This is a genomic window from Georgenia satyanarayanai (assembly GCF_900116375.1).
Lineage (GTDB): Bacteria > Actinomycetota > Actinomycetes > Actinomycetales > Actinomycetaceae > Oceanitalea > Oceanitalea nanhaiensis.
Map to the genome: position 1 here is coordinate 1 of NZ_UETB01000036.1, position 1,449 is coordinate 1,449.

1 protein-coding gene is annotated in these 1,449 nt (G+C 69.9%); it reads right to left on the reverse strand.

What is annotated here, in order from left to right:
• Window positions 1–3: 3 nt before the first annotated feature.
• Window positions 4–1,314, reverse strand: coding sequence for an ISL3 family transposase (locus tag DSZ44_RS18015; RefSeq protein ID WP_110854004.1), 1,311 nt, complete (start codon window positions 1,312–1,314; stop codon window positions 4–6).
• Window positions 1,315–1,449: the final 135 nt, after the last annotated feature.

The following is a 1,449-nucleotide window of genomic DNA, read 5'->3' on the forward strand; positions in this document are numbered from 1 at the left end:
GGCTCATCCGAATCCAGGGTGTAGTCGAGGTCTGAATCCGCCGACCTCGAGGAGTGATCGGGCGATGTAGTTCGTGAGATTGCGGAAGCCGAGGGCGGACCCGCGTAGGTGCTCGAGGCGTCCGTTCATGGCTTCGGTGGGGCCGTTGGACGTGCCGGGGCGATCGAAGTAGGCCAGGACGTCGGCGGCGCGACGCTTGAGCGTGCGGCCGAGGGTGCGGAGCTCGGTCATGGGCGCCGGGACACCGCCGCTCAGGGAGTCGATCAGGCGGGTCATCAGGTCACGTGCTTTGGCCCGGTCGGGCTCGCGGTAGGCGGAGATCATGCGCTGGTAGACGGCCCAGGTGACCTCTACTTGGACGTGGTCCTCACCGGTGAACAGCGCCTCGATCCGCGTGGTCTGCTTCTGGGTGAGCAGGTCGGCGCCGGTGTGCAGGGTGCGGCGGGCGGCGTAGAGCGGGTCGCCTTTGCGGCCGCGGTGGCCATGGATGTCTTGCTGGACGCGGCGGCGGCACTGGTCCAGAGCGTCCCCGGCCAGGCGGACGACGTGGAAGGGGTCCATGACCGCGACGGCTTCAGGTAGCTCTTCGACGGTCGCCGTCTTGAACCCGGTGAAGCCGTCCATCGCGACGACTTCGACGCCGTCGCGCCAGGCCTGCGGGCGGTCGGCGAGCCAAGTCTTGAACGCCTGCTTGGAGCGGCCCTCAACCATGTCGAGCAGCCGGGAGGGGCCGGTCCCGTCGCGGATGCCGGTGAGGTCGATGATGACGGTGACGTACTTGTCCCCGCGGCGGGTGTGGCGCCACACGTGTTCGTCGACACCGATAGCCCTCACGCCGTCGAACCGGGTCGGGTCCTCGATCAGGACTCGGCGCCCTTCGGCCAGCACCGCGGCGTTGGCGGTGTCCCACGAGACCGCCAACGCCTCGGCGATGCGGGCCACGCTCAGGTGCTGGCACACGATGCCCTCCAGCGCCCACCGCAGAGCCCGGCGCGAGAGCTTGGCTCGCGGCTCGGCCGCCGCACCGGTGTCTTGGCGCCAGACATGTCCGCACCCGGTGCACCGGTAGCGGCGCACGGTGAGCAGCAGCGTCGTGGGCCGCCAACCCAGCGGCTCGTGCGCGAGCTCACGGGTGACGGTGTCACGCGCGACGCCCTCGCAGCCGCAGCGCCGGCACCACTCATCGGGCTCCACGACTCGGCATGCCAGGACCGCGCGATCCGGCTCGAGCCGCTGCCCGATGACTTCGAGGCCGAGCTCGTCCAGGCGTGCGAACGTGGTCAGGTCAGGGCGAGCGAAGGTAGCGTCAGACACGTCGAGGTCTTCCCGATGGGTTGGCGTAGGAACCCCCATCATCGGAAGACCTCGACCCCTACCCGGCCCCCGACACGCCACTTCGCGCTGGGCGCCCGGCCGACACCGCCTCTACACCCTCATTCCGGAAGAGCC